This is a genomic window from Thioclava sp. 'Guangxiensis', assembly GCF_045348365.1.
GTDB lineage: Bacteria > Pseudomonadota > Alphaproteobacteria > Rhodobacterales > Rhodobacteraceae > Thioclava > Thioclava kandeliae.
Window position 1 is genome coordinate 1,181,331 of the sequence record NZ_CP155822.1, and the last position, 16,298, is coordinate 1,197,628.

Here is a 16,298-nt window from a genome sequence, read left to right on the forward strand (position 1 = left end):
TGTAAGGTTGGTTTTGAAAACTCTCCACAACGTCCTTCGTTGTGGAGACCTCCATGATCCTCTCGCCTTTGCGCTTCTCGGCCCTGTCATGGGGGCGTAGCCGTCTGCACGCCCGCCGCGCGCCTTTTCTGGTGATGGTGGTGCTGGCGCTCGTCGTGGCGCTCAGCCCGCCCGAGCCGCGGCGCTACGGGGATCACCTGCAGATCGCTCTGCCGGTTCTGGCGCTGGGCTGCGAGATCGCCAATGGCAATGGTTGGGAATATCTGGGCCGCTATGCGGTGCTCTTTGCCGGTATCCACGGGTCGAAACGCTCTCTCGGGGATATTCCGCTCAACACGCGGCCCAATGGCAAGCCCTATGGCTTCCCCTCGGGCCATACCGCCACCGCGACGTTCGGCGCAGCGAGCCTCGTAAACAGCTGCCTGCTGTCGAGCCCCGTGGCCAAAGGCGCGGTCATTCTGGCTGCCGCCTTTACCGGCGCGAGCCGCATCCAGTCGCATAACCATGACATCTGGCAGGTTCTGGCAGGTGCGATCTGGGGCATCTTCTGTAACGGAGCCTTCCGGCGCGACAGCTTCATGCGGCGCGGGATCGCGCGCGGGCTGCGCGCTATGGGACGCGGCATCACGCGGGGTGGCAAGGTGGTGGCGCGGGGCACCCGCCGCTGGCTCCGGCTGCAGGTCGGGTTGGGTGTCGAGTCCCTGTCGCGCAAGCGTCTCCAGATCAGGAAAGCAGAAAAGGTAATCTGATCCATGCGACGACATAGCGTCATGGCCGGCCTCCTCATGGCCGGTTTTTCCATATCCGCACCGGCGCTGGCCGAGACGGAGATCTCGCTCTATTCGGGCGCACAATCGGCGCCGCGTTCGGGGGTCGATATCTCGGACCATATCGATCTGGGCGACCGCCACATCACCGCAGGCTGGGAGGGGAGATCCTTCAGCAAACCCTATTATTGGGGCGCGCGGGTGACCCGTTGGGAAAATCCGAATTTCGGCTGGGGGGCGGAGTTCACCCATACCAAGGTCTATGCCGATAAGGACACGCTCGCTAAGGCGGGCATGTCGCATTTCGAGTTCTCGGATGGCGAGAATATCGCGACGATCAATGCCATGTATCGCTGGCCCGGCCTCTGGCGTGATCTCTGGCGGCGCGAGATCACACCCTATGTCTTGGGCGGGATCGGGATCTCCGTGCCGCATGTGGAGACGGTGACGGCACATGACCGCACATGGGGCTATCAGCTGGGTGGTCCTGCGATACGGCTGGGGGCAGGGGTGAGCTATGCCATCAGCACGAACTGGTCGGCCTTTGGCGAATACCAGATGACATGGTCGCGCAATGATGTGGAGTTCGATACCGGCGGCAGCCTGAAGACCGATATCATCACCAATGCGGTGAATATCGGGGTGAGTTACCGGTTCTAAGAAAGCCCCGCGTGAGGCGGGGCTTTCTTTTCAGGCGGATTGCAGGTTGAGCGGGCGCTCGCGCACGGGGAGGTGGATGATGGCCGACAAAAGCCCGACCCCCACGCCCACCCACCACACGGCGGTGTAATTGCCATACATGTCGTAGAACCTGCCGCCGAGCCAGACACCCAGAAACGCGCCCAGCTGGTGGCTGAAGAACACCACCCCGTAAAGCGTGCCCATATAGCGCAGCCCGTAGATCTGGGCGACGAGCCCCGAGGTGAGCGGCACCGTGGCCAGCCATAGTGCACCCATCACCAGCGAGAAGATCAGCACGCTGGCGGGAGTGATGGGCAGGAGGATGAAGGCACCTGCCGCGATGGTCCGGCCCAGATAGACGGCGGCGAGCAGATATTTCTTTGACCAGCGATGGCCCGCCCAGCCTGCGAATACGGTGCCTGCGATATTGGCCAGACCGATCACGGCGATGGAGACGGCACCGAGCGCCGAAGTGGTCTCGATCCCGAGATTGGCGAGCATCGAGCCCGGAGCGATAGCGCCGCACATCTCGGTGACCATGGCGGGGAAATGCGCGGTGATGAAGCCCAGCTGGTAGCCGCAGGAGAAGAAACCGATGAAAATCAGCGAATAGCTCGGGTCGCGGAAGGCCCGCCCCAGCACTTGCCCCATGCTCTCGCTCGGGCCGGGGCTGGCGGCTTCGGGGGCGCGCAGCATGGGCAGCAGCGACAGGGTGGCAAGGATCATCAGCGCGAAGATCAGGAAGACGCTCTGCCAGCTCATATAGGCCAGAAGGATCTCGGCCAGAGGCGCGCCGAAGACCTGCCCTGCCGAGCCTGCCGCGGTGGCGATACCAAGCGTCAGCGAGCGGTTCTTGTCGGAGCTGGCGCGCCCGACGATGGCAAGGATGACGCCGAAGCCCGTGCCTGCGATGCCGAAGCCCACCAGCGTCTCGAGGAACTGGTGTTGCAGCGGCGTGGTGGCGAAGGACGAGAAGACGAGCCCCCCTGCATAGAGGAAGGCGCCCAGAATGATGGCGCGGCGGTCCCCGAAACGCTCGGCAATGGCGCCGAAGATCGGCTGGCCGATGCCCCAGAACAGATTCTGGATGGCGATCGCCAGCGAGAATTCCGCGCGGGGCCAGTCGAATTCCTCGGCAATCGGGATCTGGAAGACCCCGAAGCTTGCGCGGATGGCGAAGCTGAGCATCAAGATCACGGCGGATCCGACGAGGATCGGGGTGAAAAGGCGTTGGTTATGCATGGTGGCTCCTGTCTTGCGGACAGGTTTGGCAGATCGCATGATCGCGTCAAGCGGCGGCTTGTGATGGATACAATCGAAAGGGGCGCTGCCCCTCTGGCCCGTTCCGGGCCATTCACCCCGGGATATTTCTAGACGCTGGAAGAGAGGCGCTCTGCGGCGGCCCGTCCTGCCGCGAAGCCCGTGGCAAAGCAGGCGGTCAGCAGATAGCCACCCGTGGGGGCCTCCCAGTCGAGCATCTCGCCCGCCGCGAAAATACCCGGCAGGGCGCGGAGTTCGAGATCGGAGGTCAGGGCGCGGGCGCTGATGCCGCCTGCGGTGGAGATGGCTTCCTCGATCGGGAAAGGGGCGCCCAGGGGCACGGGGAGATGTTTCAGCAGCGCCGCGAGGGCTTCGGGGTCCTGTGGCAGCGGGCGGGCCCATTCGTTGAGCAGTGCCAGTTTCACGGGATCGAGCCTTGTCGCTTTGCGCAGATGGTTCGAGAGGCTCTCCTTGCCGCGGGGACGGGCGAGGCGGTCTGTCAGCGTGGCGATGTCGGTATCGGGCAGGAGGTCGAGAGCGAGCGGGTAGCCGTTGCGCAGTTTGGACGAGATCTCGTAGATCCCGCCGCCCTCGAAGCCACGGGCGGAGAGGATACATTCCGCGCGCAGGCTCTGCGCTCCGACCAGAAAGGCAATGGATTTGAGCGGCTTGCCGAAATGGGGCTGCATATGGGGTGACCATGCAACATGGAAGCCCATATTGGCAGGGCGGAAGGGGGCGAGGTCTATGCCCTTGATCGCAAGCAGGCCCGCCCAATGACCGGTGGAGCCAAGGCGGGGCCAGGAGGCACCGCCCAGAGCGAGCACGCAGACCTTGGCGTCAACGGGCTGCGGCCCTTCGGGCGTGTCGAAGAGGAAGGCGCGGCCCTCCCATCCGGTCCAGTGCCAGCGGGTGTGGCGCTGGACGCCGAGCGCGTCGAGGCGGGAGAGCCATGCGCGCAGGAAGGGCGAGGCTTTCATGCCGGTCGGGAAAACGCGGCCGCTCGAGCCGGTGAAGATATCGATACCCAGATCGCGGGCGAAGTCCTGCATCTGGGCGCTTCCGAAAGCGGTCACATAAGGGTGGATCCACGTTTCGGGATACTGCGCGGCAAGGGCCTCGGGCGGTTCGTCCTTGGTGAGGTTCAGCCCCGATTTTCCCGCCATCAGGAATTTGCGCGCAGGTGTGGGCATGGCATCGGCCAGAATGACCTTATGGCCCGCACGGGCGATCTGTTCGGCGGCCATCAGCCCTGCGGGGCCTGCGCCGATCACGAGCGCGGTCATCGTCTGGCCATCATCGAGAGCCGCAGGAAGGCGCGTTCGATCAGTGCCATCTGCGGCGCGCGCGAGGCCGAGCGAAGCGTGAGGTCGGTCTCGATCAGGATCTGGAGGGCCTCCTCGAGGCGGAACATGCCCCAGCTTTGCGCCTGTCTCTGCATCCGGTCGCGGCGCGGGCCGAAAATCGGCGGGCGCATCTTGGCGATACCTGCTCCCGGACCACCCGGATCGGAGGCCGCGGCATGGAGCGCGCGGAAATGGCGTAGCGCCTGGATGGCGAGCGCCACCGGCTGGATGCCCTGACCGGTGAGACGGGTCATCATCGGCCCGAGCTCGTTGGCACGGCCTTCTGCCACGATATTGAGCAGATCATCGGTGCCTGCCTCGATCGTGGCGGGCGCACAGGCATGGATATCGGCGGGCGTCACCGGCGTGTTCTCGCCATGCATATAGAGCGCGAGCTTGTCCACCGTTTGCCGGAAATCCCCCGGATCGAGGGCACGGGCGAGATTGTGCAGATCGGTTGTCGCCTCGGGCGTCATCTGGGCGATGCCCGCGCGTTTGAGAATATCCTCGATTTCCTCGCGCGAGGGCGGGTCATCATAGATGCCGATGGCATAGGCGTTCTGGTGGGTCTCGAAAACCTTGCGCAGCTTGGATTTGGCGGTGAGCGAGCCGGCGGTGACGATGATCTGCGCATCGCCGCCATGCCAGTCCTTTACCGCCCCCGCGATGGTATCGGCCAGCCCGTCGGTCGCCTGCTCGACAAAGACCGCGCGCGGGCCCGGGAAAAAGCCCACGGCCTTCACCGCATCTGCCAGCATCGCACCATCACGGCGCAGCTCGGAGGCCTCGATCCGCGTAAGCCGCATCTCCTCCTCGGCCGTGGGGCCAAGGAGCGCCTTGATCACCTCCTGCCGCCGCAGGGCCACCCGCATCGCATCGGCCCCGAAAATCAGGAGCCCCATACGGTCGGGGTCGGGCTTGGCAAAATAGCGCGTGGCGGCAATGCCGGTGAGTTTCATGCCGGTCTCTCTATCAGCCTTGTCAGAGGCCTATTCGGGAAGCGATCCGGCCTGTGCCAGAAGGCGTGTCACGGTCTGGTCGGCCAGAATGGTCATCAGCCGTTTATGGGCATCGCGCTCGGCGGTCTGGGTGGCCACGATCGTGCCGGTGGCCGACCAGCTGGTGAAGGAGGCCACGCGGCCCGTCAGCAGCACCGCATTGCTGGCAGTGTTGTAGAGCCGGTAGGTGGCCGTGCCGTTGAGCGAATAGCGGTTGGTGACGTCATCGCGGCTGATCGCCTGATCCATCACATCGGTCGTGATGGTGTAGGACAGCCGGTAGCGCGGGGAGGTGGCGGGATTGAGCCGCTCCGAGATGCGCCGGACATAGGCGAAATCATCCGTCGTTTGCGGGGCATCCACCTCGACGCCCGACAACAGCTTGGCCCCGCCTCCCTTGGGCCCATAGGCGGGGGTAAAACCGCAAGCGGCGAGTGCGGGGGCGGCAAGCGCCCCCAGCAGGAAGGTTCGGCGGTTAGATGACCACATTGACGATACGCCCCGGAACAACGATCAGTTTCTTGGGCTGACCACCGGCCAGCGCCTTTTGCACATGCTCGTCTGCCAGAACCAGTTTTTCAACCTCGTCTTTGGGCATATCCTTCGGCACGCTCAGTTCCGAGCGGCGTTTGCCATTGATCTGGATCGGCAGGGTGACATTGTCATCCACCACCAGTGCCGGATCGGCCTTGGGCCATGCGGCTTTGACAACGAAGCCCTCGCCGCCCATCAGCGCCCAGATATCCTCGGCCAAGTGGGGCACCATCGGCGACATCAGCTGGGCGGTCAGCTTCATCGCCTCACGGCGCGCGGCGTTGGAGGCGTTCGTCTTCGACAGGGTATTGGCCTGTTCGTAGAGTTTCGCGATGGCCTTGTTGAAGGCGAAGCCCTCAATGGATTTCGTGATCTCGTCGATGGCCTTATGGGTCGCGCGCAGCAGATCCTCGTCGGCTTTCGCGTCACCATCAACCCCTTCGGCAATGTCATTGGCGATGCGCCAGACACGGGCCAGGAACTTCGAGGCCGCTTCCGCACCCGCAGCCGTCCATTCGACATCACGCTCGGGCGGGCTGTCGGACATGACGAACCAGCGCGCGGTATCGGCGCCGAAATCGCGGATGATATTCATCGGGTCCACGACATTGTTCTTAGATTTCGACATCTTGGCCGAGGGCACCACGGTGACCTTTTCGCCGGTGGCCTTCACATAGGTGCCATCTTCACGCTCCTCGACCTGTTCGGGATAGTGATAGACAGGGCGTCCATCGGCACCGGTGGTCTTGAAGATCGCATGCGTCACCATGCCTTGGGTGAACAGCGCGTTGAAGGGCTCGCGGGCGCTGTCGGGCAGGTGGCCCGTCTCGTTCATCGCACGGGCGAAGAAGCGCGAATAGAGCAGGTGCAGGATCGCATGCTCGATGCCGCCGATATACTGGTCGACATTCATCCAGTATTTGGTCTCGTCGGTGGTGGGCGTATCGGCGCGCGCGCAAGTGAAGCGCGAGTAATACCACGAGCTGTCCACGAAGGTGTCCATCGTGTCGGTCTCGCGCTTGGCCGCCGTGCCACATTTCGGGCAGGCGCAATCGCGCCATGTCGGGTGACGGTCCAGCGGGTTGCCGGGCACATCAAAAGTGACGTCATCGGGCAGGCGGACGGGCAGGTTGGCCTTCGATTCGGGAACCACGCCGCAAGTCGGGCAATGGACAACCGGAATCGGGCAGCCCCAATAGCGCTGGCGCGACAGGCCCCAGTCGCGGAGGCGGAATTTGGTCACGCCTTTGCCGAAGCCCTTGTCTTCCGCAACCTTGATGGCAGCCGCCACAGCTTCTTCACCAGTCTGGACTTCGGCGCCCGCGAAACCGCGGATGTAGCGGACCTTCTCGGTCTTGGCGGGCACGAAGGCCTCGGTCAGCGCCGTCTCTTCCGCGCCCTCGGCTGCGAAGACCGGCGTGATTGGCAAGCTGTATTTGGTGGCAAACTCGAAATCGCGCTCGTCATGGGCAGGGCAGCCGAAGATCGCGCCGGTGCCATAATCCATCAGGATGAAATTCGCGACCCAGACCGGCAGTTCCCAATTGGGGTCCAGCGGGTGTTTCACGCGGATGCCGGTATCGCGGCCCAGCTTCTCGGCGGTCTCGATCGCTTCTTCGGTGGTGCCGCCCTTGCGGCACTCGGCGAGGAAAGCGGCAAATTCGGGGTTGCCCTTCTCCAGCTCTTTCGCCAGCGGGTGATCGGGCGAGATCCCCACAAAGCCCGCACCCATCAGCGTATCGGGGCGGGTGGTATAGCACTCGATGGTTTCAAAACCCGCAGGCGCGTTCAGCGTCTCGAAGCCGAATTCCAGACCCTGCGACTTGCCGATCCAGTTGGCCTGCATCAGGCGCACCTTCTCGGGCCAGTCCTTCAGATTATCGAGGCTGTCCAGGAGATCGCCGGCCATATCGGAGATCTTGAAGAACCATTGCGTCAGTTCCTTACGCTCGACATCTGCGCCCGAGCGCCAGCCCTTGCCGTCGATCACCTGCTCGTTGGCCAGAACCGTCATATCGACCGGATCCCAGTTCACGATGGCGTTCTTGCGGTAAACCAGACCCTTTTCGAGCATATCAAGGAACATCGCTTGCTGCTGGCCGTAATATTCGGGGTCGCAGGTCGCAAATTCGCGCGTCCAGTCCAGCGAGAAGCCCAAGGGGCGCAGCTGGCCCTTCATCGTCTCGATATTGGCATAGGTCCAGTCTTTGGGATGGCCGCCCGAAGCCATCGCCGCATTCTCGGCGGGCATCCCGAAGGCATCCCAGCCCATCGGGTGCAGCACGGCCAGACCGCAGCTCATCTTGTAGCGGGCAACCACATCCCCCATGGTGTAGTTGCGCACATGGCCCATATGGATGCGCCCCGACGGATAGGGGAACATCTCGAGCACATAGTATTTCTCTTTATCGGCATCCGGCTTGGCGGTGAACACACCGGCCTCCGCCCATGCGTCTTGCCATTTCTGTTCGGATTGGCCCGGTGCGTATTGCGCCATGTCTCGCCCCTTGAGCTGCGAATAACTGTCTTTGGGTGCTTGCTACACTGTCCACAGGGCCAAGGTCCAGACAGCTTGGGGAGAAAGCATGGCTGCAATGCAAAACGCCCGACACTGTGGCCGGGCGTCTGTCGGGGATGTCGGGAAGCTTTACAGCTTCGAATCGGCCACACGGATCTGGCGGGCACGGGTCAGGATCGCATCCTCGACCGCCTGCACGGTTTGCGCCGAGACCGCGCCGCCGCGGCTTTCCAGCGAGACTTTCAGCGAGCGCGCATCGAGGGCCGGATCGGTCACATGGATCGTGGCGCGGTAAGCGCGCCCACCACCCGGAGGGGTGCCATAGCCCGTCACGATCACGCCGGTGAAGGGATCGACCGACTGGATCGGCAGGAAGTCGAGCACTTCGAGGCTGGCTTGCCAGATGTATTTATTGACCTCGACGGTCACATTCGGGTCATCATTGTTCTTGAACAGATCGAACAGGGTCGAACGGGCACCACGATCTGCGGGGTCGGTGCGGACTTCGGTCCCGACATCACCACTGATATGCGATTCCGAGGCTACATCGCGATAGCCACCTTCGGGCGCGTTTTTCTGATTCCATGCAATGCCTTGGCCGCAAGCCGCCAGAGACAGGATAAGGCCGCCGAGTGCCGTCATACGGATGGTCTTTTGGATCGTCATCAAAACGCTGCCCCCTGATCGCCTGCCACGCACTCTATATACATGTGCAGGATCTAGTATCGTCCAATGATTTTGTCCTTATCTTATGGGTCATGGGCGGACAAGGCATTTCCCTGCAATCATTTGTCATCTGGCGGCGGTCCCGCGGCGGGGATCCGCCCGATGGCTCGCAAACAGGGTGTGGCAAGAGTGCACCACGAAAATGTGCCTGTGCTCACGGGGCTTTGCTTTTCGTTGCAATGCGGACTGGGGGAGGCGAAAAGACTGCATACCCAATTCGGATTTCCCTGAGTTGGGATTGACCTTAGAGACAATGAGGGAAAACGATGAAAAAGGTTCTCTTCGCGACGACCGCTCTGGTCCTGTCCGCAGGCGTCGCAGCAGCAGAAGTTTCGCTTTCGGGCGACGGCCGTATGGGTGTTGTCTATGACGGCGACAACGCAAACTTCAACTCGCGCGCTCGTGTGAAATTCACCCTGTCGGGCGAATCCGACTCGGGTCTGGCCTTCGGCGGCGCATTCCGCGTTGACCAAGAAGACGAAAACGGCGGTTCGGCTTCGCAAGGCGCAGCTGGTTCGGTCTTCGTTTCGGGCGCCTTCGGCCGCGTTGAAATGGGTGACGTTGTTGGCGCACCGGAAGCTCTGTTCGGCGACTTCTACGAAGTTGGCTACACCGACCTCGACGGTAACGGCGGCAACGACATCGGTTACCTGACCGGCGACAGCGCGAACTTCACCGAAAACAACAACCCGGAACTGCTGTACACCTACTCGACCGGCCCGGTCTCGCTGGCAGCATCGTTCTCGGACGGCACCAACCCCTCCGCTCCGGTTGATGGCCAAGAGATGGCAATCGCTGGTGCGTACACCTGGACCAACTACACCTTCGGCGCAGGCTACGAGTACATCGACGGCGGCGACACCGGTGTTGACGCTGGCCAAGTTGACCTCGCAATGGTTGCCGCTCTCGGCGCGACCAACGTGAAAGTCTTCTACGCAACCGGTACGCAAGACTCGACGCTGGACAACAACTTCGGCATCGGCGCTGACTACACCATGGATGCATGGACCTTCGGCGGCTACGTTCAGTACACCGACCTCGACGGCGCGACCTTCGCAGGCGACACCGCAGCTGACAACGCTGTTTGGTACGGCGTTGGCGCTTCCTACGATCTGGGCGGTGGCCTGTCGGTTAAAGGCGGTATCGCTGACTCCGACCTCAAAGACACCGACATGATCGCCGACCTCGGCATGAAGTTCTCGTTCTAATCCTTTCAGGATCTGAACCGGACTACGGAAGAGCGGGCCTTGTGCCCGCTCTTTTGCATTTGGGCTTTGCCTTTTGGCGCTGCACATGGTGTTTTGCCCCCGAACCTATCCGGGAAAGGGCAAGATCATGGGGCTTGAAGAGATTATCGAGCGGATCGCCACCGCAGAGAAACGCGCAGGCCGCGCGCTTGGCTCGGCCAAGCTGATCGCGGTGTCCAAGGTCCAGCCGCCAGAGCGCGTCGAGGCAGTGCTGGAACAGGGTCATCGTCTGTTTGGCGAGAATTACGTTCAGGAAGCGCAGGGCAAATGGCCGGCATGGCGCGAGGTCTATCCCGATGTGCGGGTGGAAATGATCGGCCCGCTGCAATCGAACAAGGCGAAACTGGCGGTGGAGCTGTTCGAGGCGATCCATTCGGTGGACCGCATGTCGCTGGCGAAAAAGCTCGCCGGTCTGGCGCAAGAGCGTGGCCAGACGCCCGATCTTTTTGTGCAGGTGAATACGGGGCGCGAGCCGCAAAAGGCCGGTATCCTGCCCGAGGATCTGGACGGGTTCATCAAGGATCTGATCGCGATGGACCTCCCCGTGCAGGGGCTGATGTGCATCCCGCCCGAGGGCGAGCCCGCCCGCCCGCATTTCGATGCACTGGCCGAGATGGCGCGCCGCAACGGGCTGTGGGGCCTGTCGATGGGCATGTCATCGGATTTCGAAGAGGCGATTGCCGCAGGGGCGACCCATGTGCGCGTCGGCTCGGCCATTTTTGGCGCGCGCGACTATAAGGCCTAGGCCTTATCGCGCTGTTTCGCAGTGCGAATTTGCGGATAACAGGCAAGGGGCGGGATCAGAAGTGTCTCGCCCTGTTGCACAGTCCGCGCCAGCCAGATCAGGTGATCGCGCCGGAACGCCAGACATCCCGCCGTGGGATAGCCCGCACGGCGGCGCTGATGCAGGAAGATGGCCGAGCCTTTGCCCGCCTCCGCCTGCGGGTAGTTCCAGCTGGTCAGCAGGATGATATCGTAAAGCGGATCGGCACGGCGCAGGACCTCGTGGCCAGGCCCGAAGGGTGCGCGGACCTGCTGGTTATAGGCGGGATGATCTGACGCATCACACCACAGATCGCGCGGGCCTATAGGCGTGGCCCAGGGCTGGGGGGCGGCCATCCGGTCGGCGCGGTAGCGCATGCCCATGATCTGCAGCGCGGCAATCGGGGTCGCGCCATCGCCCTCGCGTTTGTTGACCGACAACCCGCCGCGCCCGATCTCCACCGGCAGGGTCCGCCCGCGCATCAAAAGCCCCGCAGGCGTGAGGCGCATCACAGGATATGCCCCGATTTGGCGGCTTTGGTGGCCAGATAATTGGCGTTGAAGCGGCTCATGCCCACCTTCAGCGGCACCCGCTCGACCACCTCGATTCCGTGGCTTTGCAGCATATCGACCTTCTTGGGATTGTTGGTCAGCAGGCGGGTCTTGCTGAAGCCGAGCCGTTTCAGAAGTGCCGCGCCGATGCGGAAATCACGCTCGTCATCCTCGAAGCCCAAGCGGTGATTGGCATCGACTGTGTCGAATCCCTGATCCTGCAGTGAATAGGCGCGCATCTTGTTGGCCAGCCCGATCCCGCGCCCTTCCTGATTGAGATAGAGCAGAACACCCGCCCCGTTCTCGCCCATCTGGCGCAGGGCGGCATCGAGCTGCGGGCCGCAATCGCATTTGAGCGAGCCCAGCACATCGCCGGTGAAACAGGCCGAATGGAGCCGCGCGAGCACGGGCTTTGCACGGTCTGGCGAGCCGATCTCGATGGCGTAATGTTCCTCGGCGCCGTTATCGGGGCGGAACACATGCACGCGGCCTGCCTCGGAGGCCCGCATCGGCACCCGCGCGGCGGATACCGGCGCGAAACGGGCCTCGGCTGCGAGGTTTTCCATCGCTTCTGCGCTCGCCAGACGGGTAAGCCCGTCGGGTGCTTGCGCCACGCTGACCAGCAGCGCCGAGGGCAGAAGCTGTGCCGATTTAACCAGCTGGATCGCGGTGCGGGCAATCTGTGCATCGCCTTCGCGCAGGGTTTTGAGCGGGCCTTTCATCGGGGTCGCCAAATCATCCGCCGGATCGGCGATGGCACGCAGCCAGCGAAGATCGGCATCTGCGGGCACCCAGACGCGGGCGAGATCCTCGTCATAGACGCGGGCCTTGAGCGTCTCGGCCCGCCATGAGGTGATCGCAAGCGTCAGTGGACCCAGCTCCCGCATCGCCGCAAGGCGCGCCGGATCGAGCGTCTCGACCGAAGCGGCGAGCGTCGTGTCATCAAGCACGACCGGCAGGCCCATACGCAGATCGGCGCGGGCGCGGTTGAGTCGTTCGGCAGGCGAGGGGCATAGAGAACCGGTCATCATGCGGAACTGATAGCCAAGACTGAAACAAATTGAAACATATCTTGGCGTTTCGACACGTCCGCGTGAGAAAGATTTCACCCCCCTTGTCGTTTTGTCACTTCGGAACAATGTCTAACCCGAGCAACACGAGACTTGGCGGTGCCGCGACCCTTTCGGGGGCCTGTCCGCCGGAACGGAGGCATGAATGTCAGGTTTGAAGAAAATCCTTTTGGTCGATGACGACACCGATCTGCGCGAGGCACTGGCCGAGCAACTGGTCGCCACGGAGGATTTCGATGTATTCGAGGCCGGCACCGGCGCGGAAGCGGTCGAGAAGGCGAAAGCCGGACTGTATGATCTGGTCCTTCTGGATGTGGGTCTGCCCGATACCGATGGCCGCGAGCTGTGCAAGAAGCTGCGCAAGCAAGGCGTGAAATGTCCGATCCTGATGCTGACCGGCCATGACACCGACGCCGATACAATTCTCGGTCTCGACTCGGGCGCCAATGACTACATCACCAAACCGTTCAAGTTCCCCGTGCTTCTGGCCCGCCTGCGCGCCCAGCTTCGCACGCATGAACAGTCGGAGGATGCTGTTTTCCAGCTCGGCCCATATACTTTCAAACCCTCGCTCAAGCTGCTTGTCGACGATAAAGACAAGAAGATCCGCCTGACCGAGAAAGAGACCAATATTCTCAAATTCCTCTATCGGGCCCCCGATGGTGTGGTGCCGCGCGATATCCTGCTGCATGAGGTCTGGGGCTATAATGCGGGCGTCACCACCCATACGCTCGAAACCCATATCTACCGCCTGCGCCAGAAGATCGAGCCCGATCCCACCAATGCGCGCCTGCTGGTGACCGAATCCGGTGGCTACCGTCTGGCCGCCTGAGCCTTCGCCTTCCTCTTATTGTCTCTAAGGGAAATCTACGGCGAAACGGCCCTACCCGTCGCGGGGTGGGGCCATTTTATATGGTTACTTGGCCATACCCAAAGTCATATCCATGCAGAGCGGTGCGTTGAGCGGCGTGCCTGCCGCGCGGATCGTGCGCAACTTGGCCTTATAGGCTGCGGCCATGGGCAGGGCAGGGATCAGCGGTGTGACGACAGCCATCGCATCGGGGGTTCCGATCTCGCGATCGATCTCGTCGATGATCTGGTCCGGCGGCGTTTCGGGGGCGAGGTTGAGCCGCCACATCGCCATTTCCAGCATGGTCGCAGGGCGGCGTGCCTCGAAGGCGCTGCCCAGACTGTTGCTTGTGCCGTTATCGGGCGGTTCGATCGCACCCATGCGGTTGGCGGCGACATCAGCGGCTTGTGCCGCAGCAAAGACCTCCAGTGCCCGACGGAAACCCTTGCCCGCATCAAAGGTATAGAGTTGCGAGAATTGCGGCACGTCGCAATAGCCCAACTGGTCGGGATCGGCACCGGTCTGGGCCATCCATGCGGTCAAGAGCGGAAGACCTTCCCGTGGGAGCGGACTGAATTTCGCCTGGCCCAGCTCGGTGGTCAGGGTGAAGCCGCCCGCCGCGTTGCCTGCCACTTTCGCACCGTTCATCCGGCGGATGAGGGGCTCGAAATAGAGCTTCTGGTCGGCGGTCGGATCGCCTGACTTGCGGTTGGCATCGCTCGGCTTGTCATCACGGGTCACGTTGCGGTCGGTCACCTTCAGCGTGCCGTCCTTCTCGCTATAACGCAGCTTCAGCCCGTCCCAAAGCATGTCGCAATAATCGGTGTCGCGGCAGGCCGTGGCATCGGGGGGCGTGATCGACGCATAGGTCACCGTGATCGTCGTTCCGTCGACCTGCAGATGGATATAGCGCGGATCGGTCTTCTCGGTATCGAGAATCGGGGTCGCCAGAAGATAGCCGCCATCAGGCAGGGCATGGGCCATATCGGCCCAGAGCAAAGCAGGAATCAGACAGAAAAGCGCACGCATGCCAAAGATCCGGAAGAACTCCTTCTTTCGTAGCCTGCGCCGCGTTCGCTGCGCAAGGCCGCAACGCAGATAAAACGTTTCATGCCCGCCAATATTACAACCGGACGGCGTATCCTGTGGCGATCAGACCGTGGGATAGGCTTCGGCTTCGGCCTCTTCCAGATCGATCCCCAGCGCCTCTGCCCCGAGTTCCAGATGTTCGGCCAGAAGAGGGTTGTCCAGAAGATACTCGGCCGTCGGAACAGAGGCTTCGGTCCGCGCCATTTCGATCGCGTCCTCGAGGTCTTCGGCGTCATAGGTGTCGCGTCCGATCCACATGATCGCGGTCAGGTCGGCCTGCTCGTCCTCGTTCATGGCGGCAATGAAGCCCTTCAGCTCACGCGCCTTGCCGCTGCCGGGGATATCGGCATCGAATTTACGCGCGCGAAGGATAACAGTGGCAAGTTTGGATGGGGATAGCGTCAGCATGGGTTTGTCCTCCATATGGGTCAAGTGTCGCGCTATCTCCAGCATCGGGCAAGTAAAATCAGCGGGCCCCTAATCTTGCGACGTATCGTCAGCCAGAAGCGGCGAGGACAGGGTGCGCGGATGCGCCTCGACGAAGGTGGGGCTCTCCAAGGTGCTCTCCTCGGGCACTACGCCCATCACCTCGAAGCGCCGCGCCGCCGGCAGGACCCGCCCCTCGAGCGAGCCCACGGCCTTGTTATAGCGGTCCACCGATTGCGTCAGCGCGCGGCCTATCCCGTCCACATGGGTGCCAAAGACCTTCAGCCGGTCATACAGATCGCGAGCGGTTTTCTGCACCTCCAAGGCGTTACGCGCCATACGCTCCTGCTGCCAGCCATAGGCGATGGCCTTGACCAGCGCCATCAGCGTGGTGGGCGTGGCAATCAGCACCTTCTGCGCGAAGGCGTAATCGATCAAACTGGGATCGGCTTCGGCCGCCGCCGATACGAAGGTCTCGCCAGGGATGAACATCACCACGAAATCGGGCGTTCCCTCGATCTGGGACTGGTAGGATTTGGAGGCCAGCTGCTTCACATGGGTACGGATATGGCTGGCATGGCGGGCCAGCTGGGCCGCCTGCTGGTCTGGTGTCTCGGCATCGAGCGCATCCAGATAGGCCTCGAGCGGCGTCTTGGCATCCACCACGATCGAGCGCCCGCCCGGAATATGCACCACCGCATCGGGGCGGCGCGCGCCGTCATCGGTCGCCAGATGCTGCTCCAGATGGAAATCGACATTTTCCGTCATTCCCGCCATCTCGAAGACCTGTTTCAGCTGCATCTCGCCCCAGCGGCCACGGGTCTTGGGCGCGCGCAGAGCCTGCACCAGCTTGCGGGTTTCCATCCCCAGATGGGCCTGCCCCTCGGCCAGCGCCTTCACCTGGTTATGGATCGCGCCATAAGCCTCGCCACGGGCCTTTTCCAGCTCGGCGATCTTGGTGCCCATCTCGCCCAGACGCTGGTCGAGCGGTTTTACCAGATGCTCTATCGCGGCGCGGCGACGGTCGAGCTCTTCCTGCGCGCCTTGGCTGTGGGTCTGGAACCGCTCCGAAACGAGCTTCAGGAACGCTTCCGAGTTCTGCTGCAACACACCCGAGGCCACATGCGAGAACCGGTCCTCGATCTCGCGCTTCATGCCGCGCAGCTCCTCGAGCCGCGCCTCATGCTCGCGCTTGAGCGAGTGGAAGGCCTGCTCGGCCTGCACACGGTGGCGGTATTCGCCTTCCAGCCGCGCACGGGTCTGGCGCAGCTCGTCCATGACTTCCGGCAGACGCTGGGAATTGGCTTCCTCGACCAGAAGCGCCTCGCGCATCCGCCGCGCCTCGCCTTCCCATGCGCGGGTCTGCGCGAGCGAGGCTTCCGCACGGCCCGCGCGGCGCAGGGTCGCCACCAGCGCCAAAAACAGCAGGGCCGCCAATGCGGCCAGCCCGAGAAGGAGAGGATCGTTCATCA

General features: G+C 62.8%; 16 protein-coding genes. 5 read left to right on the forward strand and 11 right to left on the reverse strand.

The window, feature by feature from the left end:
- The first annotated feature begins 53 nt into the window (after window positions 1-53).
- Together ABEB22_RS05870 and ABEB22_RS05875 are read left to right on the forward strand one after the other, a co-directional pair.
- Window positions 54-749, forward strand: coding sequence for a phosphatase PAP2 family protein (locus ABEB22_RS05870; RefSeq protein WP_406871043.1), 696 nt, complete (start codon window positions 54-56; stop codon window positions 747-749).
- A 21-nt stretch (window positions 750-770) separates the two neighbouring features.
- Entirely contained in the window at window positions 771-1,427 is a 657-nt protein-coding gene (locus ABEB22_RS05875; RefSeq protein ID WP_406871044.1) for an outer membrane protein, read from the forward strand.
- A 30-nt stretch (window positions 1,428-1,457) separates the two neighbouring features.
- Here ABEB22_RS05875 and ABEB22_RS05880 read toward each other — a convergent pair whose 3' ends face one another.
- From ABEB22_RS05880 to ABEB22_RS05905, 6 genes are all read right to left on the reverse strand, one after another.
- Window positions 1,458-2,690 (reverse strand): MFS transporter, encoded by a 1,233-nt coding sequence (locus ABEB22_RS05880; protein ID WP_339113821.1) that lies wholly within the window; start codon window positions 2,688-2,690, stop codon window positions 1,458-1,460.
- 128 nt (window positions 2,691-2,818) lie between these two features.
- Window positions 2,819-3,994 carry a TIGR03862 family flavoprotein gene (locus ABEB22_RS05885; protein ID WP_406871045.1) on the reverse strand — a complete coding sequence of 392 codons (1,176 nt, stop codon included), beginning with the start codon at window positions 3,992-3,994 and terminating at the stop codon, window positions 2,819-2,821.
- Window positions 3,991-5,013, reverse strand: a complete 1,023-nt coding sequence (gene holA, locus ABEB22_RS05890; protein WP_339113819.1) for a DNA polymerase III subunit delta — start codon at window positions 5,011-5,013, stop codon at window positions 3,991-3,993. Before holA ends, ABEB22_RS05885 begins: the two co-directional genes overlap by 4 nt.
- 30 nt (window positions 5,014-5,043) lie before the next feature.
- On the reverse strand, window positions 5,044-5,541 hold the full coding sequence (gene lptE, locus ABEB22_RS05895; RefSeq protein ID WP_406871046.1) for an LPS assembly lipoprotein LptE: 498 nt from the start codon (window positions 5,539-5,541) through the stop codon (window positions 5,044-5,046).
- Entirely contained in the window at window positions 5,528-8,083 is a 2,556-nt protein-coding gene (gene leuS, locus ABEB22_RS05900; protein ID WP_350938411.1) for a leucine--tRNA ligase, read from the reverse strand. Before leuS ends, lptE begins: the two co-directional genes overlap by 14 nt.
- Window positions 8,084-8,233: 150 nt before the next feature.
- Window positions 8,234-8,770: a DUF3576 domain-containing protein gene (locus ABEB22_RS05905; RefSeq protein ID WP_339113816.1), complete on the reverse strand. Its 537-nt coding sequence runs from the start codon at window positions 8,768-8,770 to the stop codon at window positions 8,234-8,236.
- 326 nt (window positions 8,771-9,096) lie between these two features.
- Here ABEB22_RS05905 and ABEB22_RS05910 point away from each other — a divergent pair, with 326 nt between their 5' ends.
- Together ABEB22_RS05910 and ABEB22_RS05915 are read left to right on the forward strand one after the other, a co-directional pair.
- Window positions 9,097-10,038, forward strand: coding sequence for a porin (locus ABEB22_RS05910; protein ID WP_406871047.1), 942 nt, complete (start codon window positions 9,097-9,099; stop codon window positions 10,036-10,038).
- A 127-nt stretch (window positions 10,039-10,165) separates the two neighbouring features.
- Window positions 10,166-10,822 (forward strand): YggS family pyridoxal phosphate-dependent enzyme, encoded by a 657-nt coding sequence (locus ABEB22_RS05915; protein ID WP_406871048.1) that lies wholly within the window; start codon window positions 10,166-10,168, stop codon window positions 10,820-10,822.
- Here ABEB22_RS05915 and ABEB22_RS05920 read toward each other — a convergent pair.
- Complete coding sequence (locus ABEB22_RS05920) at window positions 10,819-11,349, reverse strand: L,D-transpeptidase (RefSeq protein WP_406871049.1); 531 nt, start codon at window positions 11,347-11,349, stop codon at window positions 10,819-10,821. The two genes, ABEB22_RS05915 and ABEB22_RS05920, sit on opposite strands and share 4 nt — an antisense overlap.
- A complete protein-coding gene (ribA, locus tag ABEB22_RS05925) occupies window positions 11,349-12,422 on the reverse strand; it encodes a GTP cyclohydrolase II (RefSeq protein ID WP_406871050.1) in 1,074 nt (357 codons plus the stop codon). The genes ABEB22_RS05920 and ribA overlap by 1 nt, the downstream gene beginning before the upstream one ends.
- 184 nt (window positions 12,423-12,606) lie before the next feature.
- Between ribA and ABEB22_RS05930 the strand changes: the two genes are divergently transcribed.
- A complete protein-coding gene (locus tag ABEB22_RS05930; RefSeq protein WP_339113811.1) occupies window positions 12,607-13,293 on the forward strand; it encodes a response regulator transcription factor in 687 nt (228 codons plus the stop codon).
- Between the two features lie 84 nt (window positions 13,294-13,377).
- On the opposite strand, the gene ABEB22_RS05935 is transcribed toward ABEB22_RS05930, so the two are convergent.
- From ABEB22_RS05935 to rmuC, 3 genes are all read right to left on the reverse strand, one after another.
- Complete coding sequence (locus ABEB22_RS05935) at window positions 13,378-14,340, reverse strand: hypothetical protein (RefSeq protein ID WP_406871051.1); 963 nt, start codon at window positions 14,338-14,340, stop codon at window positions 13,378-13,380.
- Window positions 14,341-14,463: 123 nt separating this feature from the next.
- On the reverse strand, window positions 14,464-14,808 hold the full coding sequence (locus ABEB22_RS05940; RefSeq protein ID WP_339113809.1) for a DUF3775 domain-containing protein: 345 nt from the start codon (window positions 14,806-14,808) through the stop codon (window positions 14,464-14,466).
- Window positions 14,809-14,877: 69 nt separating this feature from the next.
- A complete protein-coding gene (gene rmuC, locus ABEB22_RS05945; RefSeq protein WP_406871052.1) occupies window positions 14,878-16,296 on the reverse strand; it encodes a DNA recombination protein RmuC in 1,419 nt (472 codons plus the stop codon).
- Window positions 16,297-16,298 lie beyond the last annotated feature (2 nt).

Bases quoted from the DNA above. Each gene is read 5' to 3' on its own strand.
- ABEB22_RS05870 (WP_406871043.1), top strand. From the start codon at position 54: ATGATCCTCTCGCCTTTGCGCTTCTCGGCCCTGTCATGGGGGCGTAGC.
- ABEB22_RS05875 (WP_406871044.1), top strand. From the start codon at position 771: ATGGCCGGCCTCCTCATGGCCGGTTTTTCCATATCCGCACCGGCGCTG.
- ABEB22_RS05880 (WP_339113821.1), bottom strand. From the start codon at position 2,690: ATGCATAACCAACGCCTTTTCACCCCGATCCTCGTCGGATCCGCCGTG.
- ABEB22_RS05885 (WP_406871045.1), bottom strand. From the start codon at position 3,994: ATGACCGCGCTCGTGATCGGCGCAGGCCCCGCAGGGCTGATGGCCGCC.
- holA (WP_339113819.1), bottom strand. From the start codon at position 5,013: ATGAAACTCACCGGCATTGCCGCCACGCGCTATTTTGCCAAGCCCGAC.
- lptE (WP_406871046.1), bottom strand. From the start codon at position 5,541: ATGTGGTCATCTAACCGCCGAACCTTCCTGCTGGGGGCGCTTGCCGCC.
- leuS (WP_350938411.1), bottom strand. From the start codon at position 8,083: ATGGCGCAATACGCACCGGGCCAATCCGAACAGAAATGGCAAGACGCA.
- ABEB22_RS05905 (WP_339113816.1), bottom strand. From the start codon at position 8,770: ATGACGATCCAAAAGACCATCCGTATGACGGCACTCGGCGGCCTTATC.
- ABEB22_RS05910 (WP_406871047.1), top strand. From the start codon at position 9,097: ATGAAAAAGGTTCTCTTCGCGACGACCGCTCTGGTCCTGTCCGCAGGC.
- ABEB22_RS05915 (WP_406871048.1), top strand. From the start codon at position 10,166: ATGGGGCTTGAAGAGATTATCGAGCGGATCGCCACCGCAGAGAAACGC.
- ABEB22_RS05920 (WP_406871049.1), bottom strand. From the start codon at position 11,349: ATGCGCCTCACGCCTGCGGGGCTTTTGATGCGCGGGCGGACCCTGCCG.
- ribA (WP_406871050.1), bottom strand. From the start codon at position 12,422: ATGATGACCGGTTCTCTATGCCCCTCGCCTGCCGAACGACTCAACCGC.
- ABEB22_RS05930 (WP_339113811.1), top strand. From the start codon at position 12,607: ATGTCAGGTTTGAAGAAAATCCTTTTGGTCGATGACGACACCGATCTG.
- ABEB22_RS05935 (WP_406871051.1), bottom strand. From the start codon at position 14,340: ATGCGTGCGCTTTTCTGTCTGATTCCTGCTTTGCTCTGGGCCGATATG.
- ABEB22_RS05940 (WP_339113809.1), bottom strand. From the start codon at position 14,808: ATGCTGACGCTATCCCCATCCAAACTTGCCACTGTTATCCTTCGCGCG.
- rmuC (WP_406871052.1), bottom strand. From the start codon at position 16,296: ATGAACGATCCTCTCCTTCTCGGGCTGGCCGCATTGGCGGCCCTGCTG.